Genomic DNA, 1,909 nt, shown 5'->3' with positions numbered 1-1,909 from the left:
GAAGCACGTTAGTGCGTTATTACTTCTAAGCCGTTAGGCTTGTGAGCTACAAGCCACCGAATTTATTCGGTGCGTAGTTGACCTAACTCCACTATTATTAGGAACCTATGTCACAGCCCCAGATTATGCATATTTTACAGGTCACGTTCGGGAGCCTTCCCTAATTCAGCTTGAATCATCCACAGTCTCTTTTCCGTGGCAGTCTTAAAGCCAATGAAGATATCTTGAGTTGAAAAGTCCTTCTCTTCGTCACTAACTTCAATTCCCTGTTGATAAAGGTCAGCTAGGTAACGGTAATCCTTAGAGAGAATCTCCAACCGCTCCTTAATAGTCCTATCCCAGTTACCTGGTTCGTCAGTAATCTTAGTGTGTTCTACCATTTCGCTTAGGGTGGAGTATGGTGATCCATCAAGAGCGATTAACCGTTCTGAAATTTCATCCAGTTGATCATTAAGGTCGTCCATCCAATCATCCATTAATGGGTGCAACTTCAAGAAATTAGTCCCTCGCATGTACCAGTGGGTCTGATGAACAACCATTGCCAGTTGACTTAGATCAGCAACTAGTTGGTTTAAAACCACCTTGGTCTTTTCATACTTCATAAAAAGGTCCCTCCATTCCACTCAATAGTAATTCTAAACTACACCATCATTTTAATAAAGTTCATCATCAAAGGAAAGAATTTTGCTCAATAAGATAAACCACCTATATTCCGATCCTTAAAAGGTACTAGCGTGAAATGATTTAAAACAAGTTCTGGTAATACAAGAGCAGCCCCGAGATGTTCATCATATCAATGAACTTCGAAACTGCTTCTAGGCTGTCTACTCAATAAATTAGCTTAAGCTTTAACAATTTTCCCCACTGCAATCGGTAAAGTAACATGTGCATCATAATTCATTACCGTACCTTGTACAGTGGCCGGTAACTTTAACGTATTAGGTACACCATGGATATAAATGACTCGTTTATCTAGCTGTAAATCGTCACTACCGAAAGCATCCTTAAATGCCCTCTGCAACTCCTTCAAATCAACTAACTTATCATAAGTATAGTGGCCGTCTGCATCGGCCACCGGATAATCATCATTTGGCACATGCATCTTAGCTGGATCAGCATTAAATGGCACCATCGTTGTACCGGAAACCGATTCTGTTTCTGGTAAATCAACGAAGCCATCACCATTAGCATCTTGTGCTGCTGTAGCGATCTCCGCTGGCTTACCATCCGGGAACCCGTGGAAATGTTCCCAGTGCTGGACGTTAGCCGGTGTATCGAACATGTCGATATGAATTTTCATTTGCACATCATCAATCGTAAACGTCGCAGTCCCGTGCGCTGCGGTACCAATCTTCTCAGCGTTTAATGGTAAAATTTCTGCTGTGTACTTTCCAGCCATGTAAACCACCCCTTTTAGGCATAAAGTTAACATCAATATAGTGCTAACTGGAATAACGATCAAGCCCAGAATATTGGCATGCATCTAAATAACCTTTGACATAGCAGAACCGATCCGTCTCAATTAAATATACTTATCAAATTAACTTAAAGTTAGTAATTATGAAATTTGCACAAAAAAGGCCCAACGCCCATCAAAACAGTATCTACAGCCCTTCTACAATGACTTCCCTTGCACACGGTTTTTCTGTGCACAGTCATGTGCATAATATTTCTAAAGTAAACAAAAAATAATCCTTGATATATCCAAGCTAAATGCTGATATATCAAGGATTATTACGCTTCGCAAAGCTTTATAGTGCTGACTAAAGGATTCGAACCTTCGACCTACGCATTACTAGTGCGTTGCTCTGCCAACTGAGCTAAGTCAGCATATCAGTACCCTTTAATATTATATCAAAAGACACTGTGAAAGAAAAACTTTCTTTTTAGGTTTGCGTGGCAACGTCCT

At 40.4% G+C, this 1,909-nt stretch carries 2 protein-coding genes and 1 tRNA gene; all 3 read right to left on the bottom strand.

Features of this window, described 5'->3' with window-relative positions:
- Positions 1-134: 134 nt before the first annotated feature.
- Positions 135-602 carry a Dps family protein gene (locus AOQ57_RS07640; RefSeq protein WP_093626775.1) on the bottom strand — a complete coding sequence of 156 codons (468 nt, stop codon included), beginning with the start codon at positions 600-602 and terminating at the stop codon, positions 135-137.
- Positions 603-841: 239 nt separating this feature from the next.
- A complete protein-coding gene (locus AOQ57_RS07635; RefSeq protein ID WP_093626773.1) occupies positions 842-1,399 on the bottom strand; it encodes a hypothetical protein in 558 nt (185 codons plus the stop codon).
- Positions 1,400-1,757: 358 nt separating this feature from the next.
- Positions 1,758-1,830: transfer RNA gene (locus AOQ57_RS07630), tRNA-Thr, on the bottom strand.
- Positions 1,831-1,909: the final 79 nt, after the last annotated feature.

Origin of the sequence: Limosilactobacillus gorillae, from assembly GCF_001293735.1 — a bacterium.
In the GTDB taxonomy this organism is placed as follows: domain Bacteria; phylum Bacillota; class Bacilli; order Lactobacillales; family Lactobacillaceae; genus Limosilactobacillus; species Limosilactobacillus gorillae.
The sequence above is the reverse complement of the archived record's forward strand: the minus strand, read 5'-3'. Positions and strand labels throughout refer to the sequence as shown.